The sequence below is a fragment of the Pseudomonas graminis genome, from assembly GCF_900111735.1.
Lineage (GTDB): Bacteria > Pseudomonadota > Gammaproteobacteria > Pseudomonadales > Pseudomonadaceae > Aquipseudomonas > Aquipseudomonas graminis.
On sequence record NZ_FOHW01000033.1, the window covers coordinates 12,698 to 31,108 of the forward strand.

The 18,411-nt window shown below is 62.5% G+C and carries 15 protein-coding genes; 5 read left to right on the forward strand and 10 right to left on the reverse strand.

The features are described from left to right. Positions 1-21: 21 nt before the first annotated feature. The 7 genes from cheB to BMY98_RS20680 form a co-directional block, all read right to left on the reverse strand. Positions 22-1,032, reverse strand: a complete 1,011-nt coding sequence (gene cheB / locus BMY98_RS20650) for a chemotaxis response regulator protein-glutamate methylesterase (protein ID WP_074892259.1) — start codon at positions 1,030-1,032, stop codon at positions 22-24. Next, entirely contained in the window at positions 1,029-3,365 is a 2,337-nt protein-coding gene (locus BMY98_RS20655) for a hybrid sensor histidine kinase/response regulator (protein WP_074892261.1), read from the reverse strand. The genes cheB and BMY98_RS20655 overlap by 4 nt, the downstream gene beginning before the upstream one ends. Beyond that, on the reverse strand, positions 3,362-4,045 hold the full coding sequence (locus tag BMY98_RS20660) for a chemotaxis protein CheW (protein WP_074892262.1): 684 nt from the start codon (positions 4,043-4,045) through the stop codon (positions 3,362-3,364). The genes BMY98_RS20655 and BMY98_RS20660 overlap by 4 nt, the downstream gene beginning before the upstream one ends. Continuing rightward, positions 4,042-5,394, reverse strand: a complete 1,353-nt coding sequence (locus BMY98_RS20665; protein WP_074892263.1) for a CheR family methyltransferase — start codon at positions 5,392-5,394, stop codon at positions 4,042-4,044. Before BMY98_RS20665 ends, BMY98_RS20660 begins: the two co-directional genes overlap by 4 nt. Next, complete coding sequence (locus tag BMY98_RS20670; RefSeq protein ID WP_074892264.1) at positions 5,391-5,927, reverse strand: chemotaxis protein CheW; 537 nt, start codon at positions 5,925-5,927, stop codon at positions 5,391-5,393. Before BMY98_RS20670 ends, BMY98_RS20665 begins: the two co-directional genes overlap by 4 nt. A 9-nt stretch (positions 5,928-5,936) precedes the next feature. Beyond that, the gene (locus BMY98_RS20675) at positions 5,937-7,499 is read right to left on the reverse strand and encodes a methyl-accepting chemotaxis protein (RefSeq protein ID WP_425438895.1); all 1,563 of its coding nucleotides are present in this window, start codon (positions 7,497-7,499) and stop codon (positions 5,937-5,939) included. Between the two features lie 401 nt (positions 7,500-7,900). Continuing rightward, on the reverse strand, positions 7,901-8,659 hold the full coding sequence (locus tag BMY98_RS20680) for a tellurite resistance TerB family protein (RefSeq protein ID WP_074892266.1): 759 nt from the start codon (positions 8,657-8,659) through the stop codon (positions 7,901-7,903). Between the two features lie 263 nt (positions 8,660-8,922). On the opposite strand from BMY98_RS20680, the gene ydcS reads away from it, so the two are divergent. The 4 genes from ydcS to BMY98_RS20700 all read left to right on the forward strand — a co-directional run bounded on the left by ydcS (position 8,923) and on the right by BMY98_RS20700 (position 13,104). Then, positions 8,923-10,074 (forward strand): putative ABC transporter substrate-binding protein YdcS, encoded by a 1,152-nt coding sequence (gene ydcS / locus BMY98_RS20685; RefSeq protein ID WP_074892267.1) that lies wholly within the window; start codon positions 8,923-8,925, stop codon positions 10,072-10,074. Between the two features lie 241 nt (positions 10,075-10,315). Beyond that, positions 10,316-11,353, forward strand: coding sequence for an ABC transporter ATP-binding protein (locus BMY98_RS20690; protein ID WP_074892268.1), 1,038 nt, complete (start codon positions 10,316-10,318; stop codon positions 11,351-11,353). A gap of 1 nt (position 11,354) precedes the next feature. Next, positions 11,355-12,305: an ABC transporter permease gene (locus BMY98_RS20695; RefSeq protein ID WP_074892269.1), complete on the forward strand. Its 951-nt coding sequence runs from the start codon at positions 11,355-11,357 to the stop codon at positions 12,303-12,305. Beyond that, positions 12,295-13,104, forward strand: coding sequence for an ABC transporter permease (locus tag BMY98_RS20700; protein ID WP_074892270.1), 810 nt, complete (start codon positions 12,295-12,297; stop codon positions 13,102-13,104). Before BMY98_RS20695 ends, BMY98_RS20700 begins: the two co-directional genes overlap by 11 nt. 206 nt (positions 13,105-13,310) lie before the next feature. Here the strand turns inward: BMY98_RS20700 and BMY98_RS20705 are convergent, their stop codons facing one another. The 3 genes from BMY98_RS20705 to BMY98_RS20715 form a co-directional block, all read right to left on the reverse strand. Continuing rightward, positions 13,311-14,417 carry an NADH:flavin oxidoreductase/NADH oxidase gene (locus tag BMY98_RS20705; protein ID WP_074892271.1) on the reverse strand — a complete coding sequence of 369 codons (1,107 nt, stop codon included), beginning with the start codon at positions 14,415-14,417 and terminating at the stop codon, positions 13,311-13,313. Between the two features lie 380 nt (positions 14,418-14,797). Further along, positions 14,798-16,507 carry a single-stranded-DNA-specific exonuclease RecJ gene (gene recJ / locus BMY98_RS20710; protein WP_074892272.1) on the reverse strand — a complete coding sequence of 570 codons (1,710 nt, stop codon included), beginning with the start codon at positions 16,505-16,507 and terminating at the stop codon, positions 14,798-14,800. 111 nt (positions 16,508-16,618) lie between these two features. Continuing rightward, complete coding sequence (locus BMY98_RS20715) at positions 16,619-17,161, reverse strand: YaeQ family protein (RefSeq protein ID WP_074892273.1); 543 nt, start codon at positions 17,159-17,161, stop codon at positions 16,619-16,621. Between the two features lie 250 nt (positions 17,162-17,411). Between BMY98_RS20715 and BMY98_RS20720 the strand changes: the two genes are divergently transcribed. Next, on the forward strand, positions 17,412-18,257 hold the full coding sequence (locus BMY98_RS20720; protein WP_425438896.1) for a TIGR02285 family protein: 846 nt from the start codon (positions 17,412-17,414) through the stop codon (positions 18,255-18,257). The last annotated feature ends 154 nt before the right edge of the window (positions 18,258-18,411 follow it).

An 18,411-nucleotide genomic window follows, 5' to 3' on the forward strand; every position in this document is an offset into this window, starting at 1 on the left:
GCTGTGAAATCACCTGGAAATTCATTGGGTGAATACCTCCTTCAAGCGAGGTGCGATCGAGTCCAGTGAGCGAATTTCCATGGCGGCGTCAATCGCCGCAGCCGCTTTAGGCATGCCGTACACCGCACAGCTTTCCTGATTCTGGGCGATGGTCAGAAAGCCCCGCTGACGCATCAGCTTGAGTCCCTGCGCACCATCACGGCCCATGCCGGTCAACAAAACACCCACTGCGTCACCATTCCAATAGCTGGCCACACTTTCGAAAAACACGTCGATGGAGGGCCTGTAAATTTCGTTAACCGGCTCTGCGGTGTACGCCAGTGTGCCGTTCCTGAGCAGACGAATATGGTGGTTGGTGCCTGCCAGCAGCACCGTGCCCACTTGCGGCGGCTCGCCATCGCGCGCCAGCCTGACCTCAAGCCCCGAAGAGCCGCTCAGCCATTGCGCCATCCCTTCGGCGAATACCTGATCCACGTGCTGCACGAGCACGATCGCGGCCGGAAAATCCCTCGGCAGCGCCTTGAGCAGGATTTCCAGCGCGGCGGGCCCGCCGGCCGATGATCCGATTGCGATCAACCGCTGACGCTGTGCCGACTCGCGCACCGGTGGCGGCGCGGGGCGGACCCGCGTGTCCCGCTCGCCAATGAGCCAGCCTATATTAAGTATCTTGCGCAACAAAGGCGCGGCTGCATCCTTGGGATTGCCGGCCCCCAGCGCGGGCGTGTCGACCACGTCCAGCGCGCCATGACCCATGGCTTCGAACACCCGATTCACATTCTGCTCGCGATCCACGGTGACGATGACGATGGCACACGGGGTCGCCGCCATAATACGTCGAGTCGCCTCCACGCCGTCCATCACCGGCATGATCAGGTCCATCAATATCAGATCGGGCTTTAGCTGGGCGCAACGCTCGACGGCCTCGGCGCCGTTGCTGGCCACCCAGACGATCTGGTGCGCCGGCTCGAAGGCCAGCACGCGGCGCAACGCCTCCACCGCCATGGCCATGTCGTTGACGATGGCAATCTTCATCCCTGCGCATCTCCTATCAACTCAACGACCGCATCAAGCAGCGCATCGTCATGGAAACTGGCCTTGGCCAGATAATAATCGGCGCCGGCGTCCAGTCCGCGACGGCGATCTTCTTCACGGTCCTTGTACGACACCACCATCACCGGCAGCGATTGCAGACGGCTGTCGCGACGCACCAGCGTCACCAGTTCGATGCCGTCCATGCGCGGCATGTCGATGTCGGTGATGAGCAAATCGAAATCCTCGCCGCGCAGGGCGTTCCAGCCGTCCATGCCGTCCACGGCCACCGCCACTTCATAGCCACGGCTGAGCAACAATTTGCGTTCCAGTTCGCGCACGGTCAGTGAGTCATCGACCACCAGCACACGCTTGCGCACCCGGGTGTCAGCCTGACGACTGCGGCGATCAATGCGTTCCAGGCGCCCGGTGTTGAGGAGTTTCTCCACCGAACGCAGCATGTCCTCAACGTCGATGATCAACACCGCTGAGCCGTCGTCGAGCAAAGCGCCGGCGGAGATGTCCTGCACCTTGCCCAGACGCGGATCCAGCGGCAGAACCACCAGCGTGCGTTCGCCGATGAAGCGTTCCACAGCGACGCCATACACCGCATCGCGCTCGCGAATCACCACCACTTTAAGCACGTCTTCACTGTGCTGGCTGGCCGGACGGTTGAGGAGCTGAGTGGCGGCCACCAGCCCGACGTGACGCTCTTCATGCCAGAAATGCTGACGCCCTTCCAGCTGCACGATTTCGTCGGCGCGCACGTCACGCATGCGCTCAATGTGCGCCAGCGGAAAGGCATACGCTTCGCCGCCGACGTCCACCACCAGACTGCGCACCACCGACAAGGTCAGCGGCACCTCGAGATGGAAACGGCTGCCCTTCCCCGCGCGCTGGTCCAGTTCGACGCCGCCACGCAGCTGCCGAACCATATGCTGGACCGCGTCCAGGCCGACGCCTCGGCCGGACACTTCAGTGACCTTGTCACGCATGCTGAAGCCGGGCAGGAACAGGAAGCTCAGCAGCTCTTCCTCGCTCAACTGCGCAGCGGTTTCCGCAGGCGAAAGTTTGCGCTCGACGATGTTCAGGCGCAGGCGTTCGAGATCGACACCGGCGCCGTCGTCGATCAGCTCGACCACCAGCAGCCCGGCCTGGTGCGAGGCCTTCAGCTTAATCAGCCCCTCGGCTGGCTTACCGATGGCGACGCGCTGCTCGGGCAGCTCGATGCCATGGTCGACGGCGTTGCGCAGCAAATGGGTCAGCGGCGCTTCGAGCTTTTCCAGGACATCGCGATCGACCTGGGTTTTCTCGCCGTCGATTTCCAGGCGAACCTGCTTGCCCAGCGAGCGGCCCAGATCCCGGACCATGCGCGCCTGCCCCACCAGCACATCGGCAAACGGGCGCATGCGGCAGGCCAGCGCGGTGTCGTACAGCAGTTGCGCGCGCTGGGAGGACTGCCAGCCGAACTCGTCGAGGTCAGCCGTCTGCTGAATCAACAAGTGCTGCGCTTCGCCGAGCAGACGCCGCGCTTCGTCCAGCGCCTTTTGCGCGTCGGGATCGGTGTTGGCGCCGAGCAAGGCTTCAAGACTGTCCAGCGCTCGGGTTGCGCCGGTCTGGGTGCGTTTGACCCGCTGCATTGCGGCCAGGTACGGCTTGAGCCGTTGAGTCTCGACCAGTGACTTGCTCGACAGGTCCAGCAGGTTGTTCAAGCGTTCGGCGGTGACGCGCAGGACCCGTTCGCCGGTCTCGACCACACGTCGCTCACCGGGGCCATCTGCTTTAAGCGCCGGATCGGGAACGGGTTCGACGATGGCGGCAGCCAGTTCTTCGGCCGCCGAATCCTGCGCCGACTGCAGCGAGGTGACCAGCGACTGCGCGTTGGCAAGCAAGATGTCTTCAAGGGAAGGCAGCGCGGTGGGCACCAGCATGGCTTTCATGGCCGGATCGTCGCTGACCATGTTGTTCATCAGCGCCACATAGCCGTCCACATCCGCCTGCGGCACGCTGGCGCCAGGCGTGGCGATGCGCATCAGCAAATCGGTGCCCATCAGCAGGGCATCGATGTGCTCGGGCAGCAGGTGCAATCGCCCTTCCTGGGCACTGACCAGGCAATCTTCCATGACGTGGGAAACACTGACGCCGGCGTTGACCCCGACAATGCGCGCCGCGCCTTTCAGCGAATGGGCCGCGCGCATGCACGCTTCCAGCTGATCGGCCTGGGTCGGGTTGCGCTCAAGGGCCAACAGGCCCGCGCTCAGCACCTGGGTCTGCGCTTCCGCCTCAAGGGTAAAGAGTTCGAACAGCGACGCGTCGCGCATTTGATCGGGCGTCATGTCAGGCTCCGGTTTACGGCCGACAACAGCTGGTCTTCATCAAGCAGGCGCAGGCTGCGGTTTTTCCATTGCACGACGCCTCGGGTGAAGCGCGCGTTGCTGTTCTGCGCCGACGCCGAGGCGGTATCCAGCAGGCGCGCTTCGATGGCATGAATGCCGTCGACCTCGTCCACAGGCACCACCACCGGACCGCCGTCTGCCGAAACGATCAGCATGCGCGGCAATGTTCGTGCATCACCGACCGGCGCGACTGAAGGGTCCAGCCCGAGCAGTTCAACGAACGACAGGCACGCCACCAGGGCGCCACGGACATTGGCAACGCCCAGCAAGGCGCGGGAGCGCTGGTGCGGAAGCGAATGAATGGCTTGCACCGGCGACACCTCCACCAGACAACGGGTCGGCAGGCCGAGCCACTCTTCGCCCAGACGAAACACCACGGTCGAGCGGGTTTCGACTTCGACGGCGAGGGCATCGCTGTGCATCGACACACGCTGCTCCTGCGCCAGCGAGTAACGGTCGAGCAAGCGCGTTGCTGCGGCAGAGTACACCGAGCAGTTGCGGCAATGAATATGATCGGCAAGCAGCGGGCAGGACCGGTCGCCATGGATGCCGATGCGGTTCCAGCAGTCGTCGATCGCCTCGGCGTCGTCGCTGACCAGCTCTGTGTGTACGCGACTCATCCACTGCGTCCTTCTTTAGTGACACCCCGTGCCGCGCGCTCCTGCAGCCGCCGGGCCCCTGCGCTGTCGCCCTGGGCGGCAAGCAGCGCGGCCAGTTGCGCGAGGGTTTCCGGATGCTGCGGCTGCAAATACAACGCCTTGCGATAAAACCCTTGTGCCGCACTCGCCTCCCCCGCCACTTCGCTGAGCAGGCCCAGCCAGTAAAAAACCGGCGCAACGGGTTCAAAGCGCTTGAGGTACTGCTCGCCTGCGGCCTTCGCCTCGGCACTGCGGCCTTCATTGGCAAGGGCCGCGATGCTGCGCAGCAACTCGGCAGCTTCGCCATTGCCAGCACCCGGCGCTACCACCGCCTTGATGTCCGGCCTGAGCGCAGCCCTGCGCTCCTCAGTCAGCGCAGGATCACCCAACAACCTTGGCGCGAAGGGCTGCGGTTTATGAGTGACGCGCGACTGGGCCGAGGTTGGGTGAGCAGACGTTGAATGAGGAGAAAATGAATGGTTTCGCGACAGCAAGGCTGGGGCAGTCAGGCCGCTGTGGGGTTCGGAAACGGCCTCGTCACGCCGACGAAAGGCAAACGATTGGGCAATGCCGATCGACTCCATGCCCATGCGCCCGAGCAGGCTGCCCTCGGCGGGGCCGATAAACAGCACGCCGTCGTCGCGGGTCATGCGTTTGAGCGCCTCGAAGCCCTGACGCTGGGTGTCGACGTCAAAGTAGATCAGCAGGTTGCGGCAGAACACGAAATCGTAGGCCGACTGTGCCACTGGCATAGCGGGATCAAGCAGGTTGCCGGACTGGAAGCGCACCTGATCACGCACTCGCTCTTCCAGGCGATAACCGTCGTCCGCCGCATTGAAAAAACGCTCACGGAAACCCAGCTGATCGCCGCGAAACGAGTTCTTGCCATACACGCCCTGGCGCGCGCGCTGGATTGAAAGCGGGCTGATGTCCACCGCTTCGACGCTGAACTGCGGGCCTCGCAAACCTGCGTCGAACAGCGCCATGGCGATGGAGTATGGCTCCTCGCCGGTGGAGCATGGCAGGCTCAGAATCCGCAACGGACGCACACCGTTAAGCTGAGCCAGCCGGGCATTGGCCAGCTTGCCGAGGGTGGCGAAGGATTCCGGATAACGGAAAAACCACGTTTCGGGGACGATCACCGCTTCGATCAGCGCCTGTTGCTCATCCGCCGAAACCAGCAGGGTCTGCCAGTAATCGTCGTGGTCCCGCGCCCTGGACAGCGTGCAGCGCTGACGCACGGCGCGCTCGATGATCGCCTCGCCCACCGAGGCGACGTCCAGCCCGATGCGGTCCTTTAGAAAAGCGAAGAAACGCGCATCGCTGCTCATGGCGCGACCTCGAAGGCATCAAGGCCCATGGGCTGCTCGGGAAACAACAGTTCGCGCACGGCGTCGCTGAGCAAGTCCTCCACGCGGATCCATTGCAGCAGGCCGTGTTCGTCCTCGCGCACCGGGCCCAGATACGGCGCCTGTGCGTTGTCCAGGCCGTAGGCTTTGAATTCATGGGGTGAGCAGCGCAGCGTGTCGGTCGCTTGCTCAAGGATCAAACCCAGCTCCCGCGGGGGACGATCGCCGCCGAGGCGGTAATGCACCAACACCAGCCGTGTGCTGGTACGCAGTTGAGAAGGATGGCCGAAGGTCAGCGCGCTGAGGTCGATGACCGGCACGATCGCGCCGCGGTGGGCAAATACACCCGCGACCCAGTGCGGCGCATGCGCGATGGGTTTGAGCATCAGCCGTGGCAGGACTTCAGCGACTTCTGTCGCTTGCAGCGCATAGCGTTCCGCGCCGATGCGGAACAGCAGAAACAGCTTGTTCTTCGGCAACACCGCAGCGCTGCGCCTGGCTGAATGCTCGATCATGGGCCTGACTCAGACCTTGAAACGCGAAACGCCGCTACGCAGCCCCACCGCCACCTGGCTCAGCTCATCGATGGCGAAGCTGGCCTGACGCAGGGATTCAACGGTCTGGCTGCTGGCGTCACCCAACTGCACCAGCGCCTGGTTGATCTGTTCGGCGCCGGTGGCCTGGGCCTGCATGCCTTCGTTGACCATCAAGACACGCGGCGCGAGGGCCTGCACCTGATGGATGATCTGGGAAAGCTGCTCGCCGACCTGGGTCACTTCGTACATGCCGCGACGCACTTCTTCGGAGAATTTGTCCATGCCCATGACGCCTGCCGACACTGCCGACTGGATCTCGCGAACCATCTGCTCGATGTCGTAGGTGGCCACGGCGGTCTGGTCGGCCAGACGGCGGACCTCGGTCGCTACCACGGCGAAACCACGGCCGTATTCGCCGGCTTTTTCGGCTTCGATGGCGGCGTTGAGCGACAGCAGGTTGGTCTGGTCGGCGACTTTGACGATGGTCACCACGACCTGATTGATGTTGCCGGCCTTCTCATTGAGGATCGCCAGCTTGGAATTGACCAGATCGGCCGCGCCCATGACCGAGTGCATGGTTTCTTCCATGCGCGCCAGGCCCTGCTGACCGGAGCCCGCCAGGACCGAAGCCTGATCCGCCGCCGAGGTCACTTCCGTCATGGTGCGCACCAGATCCCGGGACGTCGCGGCAATCTCGCGGGAAGTGGCGCCAATTTCTGTTGTCGTTGCGGCGGTTTCGGTGGCCGTGGCCTGTTGCTGCTTGGAAGTGGCGGCAATCTCGGTGACCGAGGTGGTCACCTGAATCGACGAGCGCTGGGCCTGGGACACCAATGCGGCCAGCTCGGCCACCATGTCGTTGAAGCCGGTCTGCACCGATCCGAACTCATCGTTGCGGTCCAGGTTCAGACGCGTGCTCAGGTCGCCGGTGCGCATGGTGTCGAGGATCTGCACGATGCGGTTCATCGGTGCAAGAATTGCGCGCATCAGCAACAGGCCGCACGCAGCCGCCGCCAGCAAGGCGATGATCAACGAAATGCCGAGGGTGATTTTGGCGCTGGAGACGGCGGCCTGAATGGCGTCGGATGCGTTGTCGGCGACCACCTTGTTCTTGGCGCCGAGTGCGTTGAGCTCTTTGCGACCCTCCATCCACGCGGGCGTGAGTTGTTCGGCAAACATCCGCTGGGCCAGCGCGTAGTTATCGCCCTGGTAAGCCGCAAGCACACCGTTGAGCAAGAGCTGGTAGCGTTCGCGCAATTGCAGAAACTGGGCGAAGTCATTGCGATCGGATTCGTCGAAAATGCTTTTCTGGTAATTGGCGATCTGCGCCTGCAGGCGGTCTTCGAATTCTTTGTACTGGTCTTCTTCAGCGCCGGTGAGGTCGCGACCCGCGCCTTCAACCAGCAAATGCTGGGTGGCTACGTAGCTTTCAACCCATGCACTGCGCACAGTACTGCTGTAAAAAACGCCGGGGAGCGCGTCCAGGCGTACCGCATCGCCGCTGTTCTCAATCACCAACAGGCGATTGAATGCCGCAACCACCATCAACAGCATGATGGCGATGATGACAGCGAAGCTCGCCAAAATCCGTTGACGCAACGTCCAGTTCTTCACAGTCAGCCCTCAAGGGTTCAACGCCGGCATGACCGGGTTCAAGAAGCGGACCGACAGACGGTCCAAAGCGAGCGGGAGTATAGCCCAGTGCCTTACCGATCTTCGGGCTGTTTCTGACGAGGAAAACGCCATAACACACAGACAGATCGGAAGTGTCTTACACGCTATCGGCTTGATGTGGCGTTGCTTGATGGTACGGATGCGTTGAAGGCGGATGTCTGGAATGGGGCTTGTTGATCAGGGCAGAAGAATGCGGATCAGGCCCAACGAGTGTTGGGCCTGATCCGGCAGCGTCGCGGGTTTCAGGTTACTTGTTATGGATCGCGGGCAAGCCCCCTGGTTTACGGCTGCGCCTGACGCACCTGTTGCTCAAGCTCGGTCTTCAGCGCCGGGTCGAGCTTCAGTTGCTTGGCCAGTTCGTCCAGGTAAGCGCGCTCCATGAAGTGTTCTTCGTCGACCATCATCACGCTGGCCAGGTACATCTCGGCAGCGATTTCAGGCGTATGCGCCGCGCGGGCGACATCGACAGGATCCAGCGGTTTGTTCAGCTCGGCGTGCAGCCATTGCTGCAGTTCGTTGTCGCCGGTGATCCGGGTGAATTCGCCTTCGATGAGTTCGCGTTCACGCGCGTCGACGTGGCCGTCGGCCTTGGCTGCTGCCACCAGGGCCCGCAGGATGGCCTCGCTGTGCTGTTCGACCTGGGCCGGGGGCACGCGGTCCACAGTCTGCGGCTCAGCCGGTTGCGCCACACCCTGACTTGCCTGCCAGTTGCCATAGGCCTTGTACGCCAGCACGCCCAAGGCTGCGAGCCCGCCATAGGTCAGCGCCTTGCCGCCCATTTTGCGTGCGCCTTTGTTGCCCATCAGCAAGCCCATCGCGCCCGCCGCAAGCGCACCGCCGCCAGCACCGGAAAGCAGCCCGCCAAGGCTGCCGCCCAGCTGGCCTCCCAAGCCGCTGCCACCAACCTTGCCAAGCAGATCGCCAAGCCCGCCCTGCCCGTTTTGCCCGCTTTTGCCGCTCTTTTCGTGAGCGCCGGTCTTGTTTTGCAGCAGGTCCTGACCGGATTTCAACAATTGATCAAGCAAACCGCGCGTGTTCATGACTTCACCTTCAGAAATGGGGACAGACGATTCGACCCGCAGGTTAAGGCGAAGGCACCAGCACCCGTTGAGCAGGTTTGCATCTGAATGTTGCGGCGATGGGTTGTCCTGAGGGCCGGATGACGACAGGTTTTCACTCCCCCGTCTCCGCCTCCACGAATGGGCTCGGTATTTGCTGCGTCAAGTTTGTCGAGGATCGAACTGGGCACTACGCTCTGCATCACCGATCTCTGCCCACACCACCACCATAAGGCAAACCCAACATGTCCGTGCACAAGACCGCGATTCTGAGCGCCGTGATCACCGCACTATTCACCAGCGGCGCGGTGCAGGCCGCTGAAGCACTCACGGCGGTGGGCGATGGCGAGGGGCAGCTGGATATCGTGGCGTGGCCGGGCTACATCGAGCGCGGCGAAAGCGACAAGGCCTACGACTGGGTAACCGGCTTCGAGCAGGAAACCGGCTGCAAGGTCAACGTCAAGACCGCCGCAACGTCCGACGAAATGGTCAGCCTGATGACCAAGGGCGGCTATGACCTGGTCACCGCATCGGGCGACGCGTCGCTGCGTCTGATCGCCGGCAAGCGCGTGCAGCCCATCGAGCCCACGTTGATCCCGAACTGGAAAACCCTCGACCCACGCTTGAAAGATGGCCCTTGGTACACGGTTGAAAACAAAACTTACGGTACGCCGTATCAGTGGGGCCCGAACGTGCTGATGTACAACACCAACGTGTTCAAGACGCCGCCGGTGAGCTGGAGTGTGGTGTTCGAGCCGCAGGATTTGCCCGACGGCAAACCGAACAAGGGTCGGGTTCAGGCCTATGACGGACCGATCTACATCGCCGACGCCGCGCTGTATTTGAAGACCGCCAAGCCAGAGCTGGACATCGTCGACCCTTACCAGCTCACCGAGACCCAGTACAAGGCCGTGCTCGACCTGCTCCGCGCCCAGCAGCCGCTGGTTCATCGCTACTGGCATGACGCGACAGTGCAGATGAGTGACGTGAAAAACGAAGGCGTGGCAGCGTCCAGTTCGTGGGGCTACATGGTCAACGGGCTGGTCGCCGACAAACAACCCGTCGCCTCGACCATCCCTCAGGAAGGCGCCACCGGTTGGGCCGATACCACGATGTTGCACGCCGAGGCCAAACACCCGAACTGTGCCTACAAATGGATGAACTGGTCGCTGCAACCGAAGGTTCAGGGCGACGTCGCCGCCTGGTTCGGCTCTCTGCCGGTGGTGCCTGAAGCGTGCAAGGGTAACGAACTGCTCGGCGCCGAGGGCTGCGAAACCAACGGGTTTGATCTGTTCGAGAAGATCGCCTTCTGGAAAACACCCCAGGCCGAGGGCGGGAAGTACGTGCCGTACAGCCGCTGGACCCAGGATTACATTGCGATCATGGGTGGGCGTTAGACCCAGGCACCCCACATAACCCGTAGGAGCGTGGCTTGTCCCGCGATCGGCCGGGAACCGGTCGCAAGATCTGAGGATGCGGTGTGTCATTAAAGTCGCGTCGCCCGATTCAATGACTGCTGCGCAGTCAATCGCGGGACAAGCCACGCTCCTACAAAGACCGTGTTCATTCAGATGCATCCAGCCCGGTTGCTGTAAGGGCAGCAGCTGTCAGTCGACTTGATTTCGGGAATTAACCACCATGACCCACGCCGTCCAGTTCTCCCAGGTTTCGCGGCTGTTCGGCGAAGTGAAAGCCGTGGACCGGGTGTCCATCGACATCGAGGACGGCGAGTTCTTTTCCATGCTCGGCCCCTCGGGTTCCGGCAAGACCACCTGCCTGCGCCTGATCGCAGGCTTCGAGCAACCCAGCGCCGGCTCGATCCGCATTCATGGTCAGGAAGCGGCCGGACTGCCGCCGTATCAGCGTGACGTCAATACGGTGTTCCAGGACTACGCGCTGTTCCCGCACATGAACGTGCAGGATAACGTCGCCTACGGGCTGAAAGTCAAAGGCGTCGGCAAGGCCGAACGGATCAAGCGGGCCGACGAGGCCCTGAGCATGGTCGCCCTCGAGGGCTACGGCGCGCGCAAACCCGTGCAACTGTCCGGCGGCCAGCGCCAGCGTGTGGCCCTGGCGCGGGCACTGGTCAATCGCCCGCGCGTGCTGCTGCTCGACGAACCCCTCGGCGCCCTCGACCTGAAGCTGCGCGAGCAGATGCAGAGCGAACTTAAGAAACTGCAGCGCCAGTTGGGCATCACCTTCATCTTCGTCACCCACGACCAGACCGAAGCGCTGTCAATGTCGGACCGGGTGGCGGTGTTCAACAGGGGCCGCATTGAGCAGGTCGATACGCCACGCAATCTGTACATGAAACCGGCGACGACCTTTGTGGCCGAATTCGTGGGCACCTCCAACGTGGTGCGCGGCGAACTGGCGCACGCGTTGAGCGGCAACCCGGACGCTTTCTCGATTCGACCCGAGCACATTCGTTTTGCCGAGGGCGTCGGGGCGAGCCACGAAGTTCAGGTCAGCGGCGTGCTGCACGACATTCAATACCAGGGCAGCGCCACCCGCTACGAGGTCAAACTGGACAACGGTCAGACGCTCACGGTCAGCCAGGCCAACGATCAGTGGCTGGACACCGGCGCGCGCTATCAACCGGGGCAACGCCTGACGGCATGCTGGGCGCGGGAAGCGATGATTGTGTTGCGGGACGCGCCGGCTGAGGCGCATTGAGATGGGTCAGACGTTCAATGCCTCGGCGCCGACGCAACGGCAATCGCCACGTCGACGCTTTTCCAACCTGCTGTATCGCCGCCCGAATCTGTACGTGTCGCTGCTGCTGATCCCGCCGCTGCTGTGGTTCGGCGCGATTTACCTCGGCTCGCTGCTGGGCCTGTTGTGGCAGGGTTTCTATACCTTCGACGACTTCAGCATGACCGTGACGCCGGACCTGACCCTGGCGAACTTCGGCGCGCTGTTCAACCCGGCAAACTTCGACGTCATCCGCCGCACCCTGACCATGGCGCTCGCGGTGTCCATCGCCAGCGCCATCGTCGCCTTTCCCATCGCGTATTACATGGCGCGCTACACCACCGGCAAAACCAAGGCGTTCTTCTACATCGCAGTGATGATGCCAATGTGGGCCAGCTACATCGTCAAGGCCTACGCATGGACGCTGCTGCTGGCCAAGGGCGGCGTCGCGCAATGGTTCGTTCAGCATCTGGGATGGGGGCCGATGTTGCAGTGGCTGTTGAGCGTGCCCGGCATTGGCGGCAGCACGTTGTCGACCTCGCATCTTGGGCGTTTCATGGTGTTCGTCTACATCTGGCTGCCGTTCATGATCCTGCCGATTCAGGCCTCCCTCGAGCGCTTGCCGCCCTCTTTGCTGCACGCCTCCGCCGACCTCGGCGCCACGCCCCGGCAGACGTTCATGCAAGTGATTCTGCCGCTGTCGGTGCCGGGCATTGCGGCGGGCTCGATCTTCACGTTTTCGCTGACGCTGGGGGATTTCATCGTGCCGCAACTGATCGGCCCGCCGGGCTACTTCATCGGCAGCATGGTGTACGCCCAGCAAGGCGCCATCGGCAACATGCCCATGGCGGCGGCATTCACGCTGGTGCCGATCGTGCTGATCGCGGTCTATCTGGCTATCGTCAAGCGTCTGGGGGCTTTCGATGCACTCTGAAAAAGCGTCGTGGGGCCTGAAGATCGCCGCCTGGGGCGGGCTGGTGTTTCTGCACTTTCCGATCCTGATCATCTTCGTCTACGCCTTCAACACCGAAGACGCCGCTTTCAGCTTCCCGCCGAAAGGCTTCACCTTGAAGTGGATCAGCGTGGCATTTGCGCGGCCTGACGTGCTGGAGTCGATCAAGCTGTCGCTGCAAATCGCCTGCGTTGCCACGCTGATTGCACTGGTGCTCGGCACGCTGGCCTCGGCGGCGCTGTACCGGCGAGACTTCTTCGGCAAGGACGGCATTTCGCTGATGCTGATTCTGCCCATCGCCCTGCCCGGCATCATCACCGGACTGGCCTTGTTGTCGGCGTTCAAGACCTTGGGGATCGAGCCGGGGATGTTCACCATCATCGTCGGCCACGCGACCTTTTGCGTGGTGATCGTCTACAACAACGTCATCGCCCGCCTGCGCCGCACCTCCCACAGTCTGATCGAAGCGTCGATGGACCTTGGCGCCGACGGCTGGCAGACCTTTCGCTACATCATCATGCCTAATCTGGGCTCGGCGTTGCTGGCCGGCGGCATGCTGGCGTTTGCCCTGTCGTTCGACGAAATCATCGTCACCACCTTCACCGCCGGGCACGAACGCACCCTGCCCATCTGGCTGCTCAACCAACTGAGCCGCCCACGGGACGTGCCGGTGACCAATGTCGTCGCGATGCTCGTGATGATGGTGACCCTGCTGCCGATACTCGGCGCGTACTACCTGACTCGGGGTGGGGAAAGCGTGGCGGGGAGTGGGGGGAAGTGAGCGGCTATCTTCATTCCGGAGGCCGACGCAGGACAAGTGTGGGAGCGAGCTTGCTCGCGAAGGGGTCGGTACATCCGCCAAATTTTCAGCGGCTGGAATACCGTCTTCGCGAGCAAGCTCACTCCCACATGGATCTTCTCCAGTAGAGCCAGCATCACAGAGCAAAAGACGCTGGAGCAGTGCAGATCAGCCATTCAGCGGTGTGATCAATCGCGCAGATCCGACTCATGAATCGGCTGGTCGCGGTGCGTGGCACGCTGGTACTGCGCGGGCCATGTGGCCTGACGTCCACCGAGGGTCTCGTCCGCTTGCAGCGGCCAGTACGGATCGCGCAGCAGTTCACGGGCGAGGAAGATCAGGTCCGCTTGGCCAGTACGCAGGATGGTGTCGGCCTGGGTGGGCTCGGTGATCATGCCTACGGTGCCGGCGGCGATGCCGGACTCGTTGCGCACGCGAGCGGCAAACTCGGTTTGATAACCCGGGCCCACCGGGATCTCGGCTTTCGCCGCAGTGCCGCCGGAAGACACGTCAACAAGGTCGACGTCCAGCTCTTTCAAGCGCTTGGCCAGTTCAACGGTTTCATCCGCGTTCCAGCCACCTTCCACCCAGTCGGTGGCAGAGACGCGCACGAACAACGGCAAGTCTGCGGGCCAGACTTCGCGCACGGCTTTAGTGATTTCGAGGGTCAGGCGGATGCGGTTGTCGAACGAGCCACCATACTGATCCTGACGCTGGTTGCTCAGCGGCGACAGGAATTGATGCAGCAGGTAACCGTGGGCGGCGTGGATTTCGACCACTTTGAAACCGGCGGTCAAGGCACGTTTGGCGGCATCGACGAACGCCTTGATGATGTCCTGAATCTGGGCTTCGTCCAGCGCCGTAGGCACGGTGTAGGTCGGGTCGAAAGCGATCTTCGAGGGGCCCCAGGTGGCCCAGCCGCCCTGGTCGGCAGGGATGGCGCCGCTCTGGCTCACCCACGGACGCCATGTGCTGGCCTTGCGTCCAGCGTGGGACAGCTGAATGCCGGCGACCGCGCCTTGGGCGTTGATGAATCGAGTGATGCGTTGCAGCGGCTCGATTTGCTCGTCGTTCCAGAGGCCGAGGTCTTCCGGGGTGATACGCCCGTCCTGGGTAACTGCCGCCGCTTCGGTGAAAATCAGCCCGGCACCGCCGACCGCGCGACTGCCCAGGTGGACCAGATGCCAGTCATTGGCCAGGCCGTCGACACAGGAGTACTGACACATCGGTGAAACCACAATGCGGTTGCGCAGGGTCAGTTGGCTAAGGGTAAAGGGTTCAAGCAGCAGGCTCATGGGGGACCTCTCAGATCGTGTGGCAGGTTCCTTACGTGCGAACCTTGAGCCTAGTCGACAACCCGAGCGAAGTGAGGGTTCAGTCATTTCCCGGCTGAAGCCGGTCCAGCTGAAACACCGCATACACCTGTAGGACTCGCTTTGAATGATCGTCCCCACGCTCCGCGTGGGGATGCCAGCCCTGGACGCTCCGCGTCCATCGCTGCGACGCAGAGCGTCGTAGCATGCATTACCACGCGGAGCGTGGGAACGATCAGGTTGAGGGTGCCCACGCGGGCCTCTTCCCGGCTAAAGCCGGCCCCACTGAAAGAACGCGTCCCCCTGTGGGAGCGGCTTTAGCCGGGAAGGCGTCAGTAGGCACACCGCGAATTGATCGTGGCTCAACGCGCTGAAAGGTGAACCACCATCAGTTGCACGGTTTCGTTGCCGCGAAATTCGTTCAGGTCCAGCTTGTACGCCAGCTCGACCCAGCGCACGGTCGGGTTGGGCCACACATCGCGGTCGACGCTGAAGGCGATGCCTTCAAGCCTGACGCTGCCGCATTCAGTCTTGAGTACCATCTTCAGATGGCGCTCGCCGACCACTCGCTGTTCAACCAGCTGGAACACGCCATGGAACAACGGCTCGGGAAAGTGTTGTCCCCACGGGCCGGCGTTGCGCAACGCACGGGCCAGCTCCAGGTGAAACTCTTCTACCGCCAGGGTGCCGTCGGAAAGCAACCGGCCGGTCAGGTCCTCTTCCTTGAGCTGACGGCGGACCTCGGCGTCGAAGGCCTCGGCGAATGCCGGGAAATTACCTTCAGGCAGCGACAGCCCGGCCGCCATCGCGTGACCGCCGAACTTGCTGATCAGCTCGGGATGTTTCGCCGCCACGGCATCGAGTGCGTCGCGGATGTGAAAGCCCGGTACCGAACGCGCTGAGCCCTTCAACACGCCTTCACCTGCACTGGCGAACGCAATGGTCGGACGGTGATAACGCTCTTTCAGACGCGAGGCCAGAATGCCGATCACGCCCTGGTGCCATTCAGGTTCGAACAGGCACAGACCGAACGGCATCGACTCCAGCGGCAGGTCCTTGAGCTGAGCGAGCGCCTCGCGCTGCATGCCCTGCTCGATGGATTTGCGGTCCTGATTGAGTTCGTCCAGACGCACGGCCATTTCCCGCGCCTCGGTCTCGTCATCGCACAGCAGGCATTCGATACCCAGGCTCATGTCATCCAGACGCCCGGCCGCATTCAGACGCGGGCCGATGATGAACCCCAGATCGGTGGAGGTGATACGCGACGCCTCGCGCCGGGCGACCTCAAGAATGGCACGCAACCCTGGACGTGCACGTCCGGCGCGGATGCGCATCAGCCCCTGGTGCACCAGAATCCGGTTGTTGGCATCGAGCGGCACCACGTCGGCGACGCTGCCCAAGGCCACCAGATCCAGCAATTCGCCCAGGTTGGGTTGAGCGCGGCCCTCGAACCAGCCGATGTCCCGCAGTCGCGCGCGCAAAGCCATCAGCACATAAAAGATCACGCCGACACCGGCCAGCGACTTGCTCGGGAAGGTGCAGCCCGGCTGGTTCGGATTGACGATGGCATCAGCCGCCGGCAATTCGTGCCCGGGCAAGTGGTGATCGGTGACCAACACCTGCAAGCCTGCCGCCTTCGCCGCCGCAACGCCCTCGACGCTGGAAATGCCGTTGTCCACGGTCATGAGCAAATCAGGCTGGCGCTCAAGGGCGACCTGGACGATTTCCGGCGTCAGGCCGTAGCCGAATTCAAAACGGTTCGGCACCAGATAGTCCACATGCGCCGCACCGAGCAAGCGCAGGCCCATCACGCCAACCGTACTGGCCGTCGCACCATCGGCATCGAAGTCTCCGACGATGAGGATGCGCTGGCGCTGCTGCAACGCCGTCACCAGCAAATCGACGGCGGCGTCGATGCCCTTGAGCTGTTGATACGGAATCAACCGGGCGAGGCCCTTGTCGAGTTCCGCCTCCGACGCGACGCCGCGGGCCGCGTACAGCCGGGTGAGCAAGGGAGGCAGATCGCCAAGAAATGGCAGGGTGTCAGGTAACTCGCGTGGTTCGATGCGCATTCAGGTTCCGCTGGTGTTCTCGTTGGGACTGGCGGGAAGTGGCGCTGCCGTCGCGATGCCACACCAGTAATGTTCCAGTAGCGTCGCGCGACAGTCGTGGTGCGGACCGAATCAGCCCCGCTCGCCCGCCAGCCACTGCAGTTGCACTTCGTGCTGGCCGCGATCATCTGTGACGAAGATCGTGCCTTCGCTGATCATCACGTCCCACTTGATCACCCGGGGCATGTCCTTGGCCAGGACTTCCAGCACTTCCTGGGGGACCGAAGCGATATTGACGTTCTTCAGTGTCTTGATCGCCGGTATGACCTTGCCTTCCCACACCCGCAGACTGCCGTAGGCCAGCAAGCTCGTGCGTTCGGTGCGGCGTGAGCACCAGGTCAGGCGATCGGCATCGGGCTGGCCCACTTCGATCCAGTGCAGAACGCGATCGTCCAGACTCTTTTCCCACAAAGCAGGTTCGTCGACGTCCGACAGACCCCGGCCAAACGACAGGTGCTCGTTGTACCAGAAGGCGTAGGCCAGCAGGCGCACGGTCATGCGCTCTTCGGTTTCCGAAGGATGACGGGCGATGGTCTGCTTGACGGTTTCATAGACCCCGCGATCAAGGTCGGTGAGATTGAGTTCGAACTTGTAGGTCGTGGACGGCTGGGCCATGAACGGGCTTCTAGAGAGACGGGAAAGGCGACAAGTCTACCCGATGCAGCACCGTTGAACGACCGAACTCGATGAGCGATGCGGCTGGCCCCTCAAATGGGAGATGGGGCACAACGTTCGCGAGGCGTTACTCATGCCCCCATGACATGTGTTAAATAAATGAAGCACATCACCGATTCCTTGCTGCGAGACGCTGTCGATGAAGCTCAACGCTTCCATGCATGTCACCGGTTCCCGAATGCGCGCCTTGCTGATCGCAGGTGTGTTCGCCTGCCTGCCCGGTAAGGCGTCGGCACGTGAAACGCTGATCTGGCTGCTGCGCGACTTCCCGCCCCTGACCATATTTTCCGGACCGTTGGCGGGCCAGGGGGCCATCGACAAGCTGATGCCTGAGCTGACTGCCAGGATGCCGGAATACGATCACCAGATCATGCACGTCAACCGCGCGCGCGGAACGCAGATGCTCAATGACCATGACGTGTTCGCCTGCGACCCGACCCTGCTGTGGACGCCCGAGCGCGACAAAACCATTCTGTTTTCCATCCCTTCCTATGCGACCCCCAGTAACGGCGTAACGATCGAGAGCAGGCGACACGCACTGTTCGCGCCGTTCATCGATGCTGACGGTCGCCTCGACCTTGCCGCCTTGCTGGCCAGCGACAGTATCGATGTCGGCATCGTCGGCGAACGCAGCTACGGCCCGGTCATCGATAACGTGCTGCGCGAGACCCCTCACCCCGAACGTCTGGTCCTGCACTACGGCAATTCAGCGGTGGGCAGCATGCTGGAGATGGAACGGCTGGATCGCTTTCAGGCGATCATCAGTTACTGGCCGGAAGCGCGCTTTCACGCGCAGCAACAGGGCATTCCTCTAACGGAGCTGGAGTTCCTGCCGGTCAAAGACGTGCCCAAATACCAGTTCGCTCACATTGCCTGTTCAAAGACCGATAAGGGCCGCGCGGCGATGGAGATCATCAACCGGGAAATGCGTGTGCTGCGAGTGACGCGGCTGGTGGGGTTTTACGCGGAGTGGATGGTCAAGAAGGAGGAATACCTGCGCGACGCCCAGACATTCTTCGATGAAGTGCCGAACTGACGCCGAGTCAAATCCAGGCCCGGCATTGAGGCGCTGAATTTCAGGCAAAAAGAAACCCCGAGCAGCGGGGAGACTACTCGGGGTCAACCGTGGCCCATCTTGGACCCGTACGGCAGGCAGCATGAACACCGGAGCACAATGCCTGCGCCTGCCG

Coding starts and splice junctions, on each gene's coding strand:
- cheB (WP_074892259.1), bottom strand. CDS start 1,032: ATGAAGATTGCCATCGTCAACGACATGGCCATGGCGGTGGAGGCGTTG.
- BMY98_RS20655 (WP_074892261.1), bottom strand. CDS start 3,365: ATGACGCCCGATCAAATGCGCGACGCGTCGCTGTTCGAACTCTTTACC.
- BMY98_RS20660 (WP_074892262.1), bottom strand. CDS start 4,045: ATGAGTCGCGTACACACAGAGCTGGTCAGCGACGACGCCGAGGCGATC.
- BMY98_RS20665 (WP_074892263.1), bottom strand. CDS start 5,394: ATGAGCAGCGATGCGCGTTTCTTCGCTTTTCTAAAGGACCGCATCGGG.
- BMY98_RS20670 (WP_074892264.1), bottom strand. CDS start 5,927: ATGATCGAGCATTCAGCCAGGCGCAGCGCTGCGGTGTTGCCGAAGAAC.
- BMY98_RS20675 (WP_425438895.1), bottom strand. CDS start 7,499: ATGCTGTTGATGGTGGTTGCGGCATTCAATCGCCTGTTGGTGATTGAG.
- BMY98_RS20680 (WP_074892266.1), bottom strand. CDS start 8,659: ATGAACACGCGCGGTTTGCTTGATCAATTGTTGAAATCCGGTCAGGAC.
- ydcS (WP_074892267.1), top strand. CDS start 8,923: ATGTCCGTGCACAAGACCGCGATTCTGAGCGCCGTGATCACCGCACTA.
- BMY98_RS20690 (WP_074892268.1), top strand. CDS start 10,316: ATGACCCACGCCGTCCAGTTCTCCCAGGTTTCGCGGCTGTTCGGCGAA.
- BMY98_RS20695 (WP_074892269.1), top strand. CDS start 11,355: ATGGGTCAGACGTTCAATGCCTCGGCGCCGACGCAACGGCAATCGCCA.
- BMY98_RS20700 (WP_074892270.1), top strand. CDS start 12,295: ATGCACTCTGAAAAAGCGTCGTGGGGCCTGAAGATCGCCGCCTGGGGC.
- BMY98_RS20705 (WP_074892271.1), bottom strand. CDS start 14,417: ATGAGCCTGCTGCTTGAACCCTTTACCCTTAGCCAACTGACCCTGCGC.
- recJ (WP_074892272.1), bottom strand. CDS start 16,507: ATGCGCATCGAACCACGCGAGTTACCTGACACCCTGCCATTTCTTGGC.
- BMY98_RS20715 (WP_074892273.1), bottom strand. CDS start 17,161: ATGGCCCAGCCGTCCACGACCTACAAGTTCGAACTCAATCTCACCGAC.